Below are 216 nucleotides of genomic sequence, written 5' to 3'. Positions count from 1 at the left end.
GTGAATACACGGTTGGTGATGTGGTGACCGTGAACGTCAATGGCGTTAACTTGACCACTACGGTACAAGCGGGTGGTACCTGGGCAGTAACGGTTGCCGGCGGGCAATTGGTACTTGATGCTGACAACGTGATTAACGTCAGCATTGCAGCAACCGATGCAGCAGGCAACGTGGGCAACGCCACTGCGGATGCGAGCTACACAGTCGACATCACCA

Annotated in this window: 1 protein-coding gene; it reads left to right on the top strand. The window is 55.1% G+C overall.

The window, feature by feature from the left end:
• On the top strand, positions 1 to 216 hold a 216-nt coding region (locus GBI66_RS19620), incomplete at both ends, for a hypothetical protein (protein WP_171494365.1).

Source organism: Acinetobacter sp. TUM15071, from assembly GCF_008980925.1.
GTDB lineage: Bacteria > Pseudomonadota > Gammaproteobacteria > Pseudomonadales > Moraxellaceae > Acinetobacter > Acinetobacter dispersus.
The sequence above is the reverse complement of the archived record's forward strand: the minus strand, read 5'-3'. Positions and strand labels throughout refer to the sequence as shown.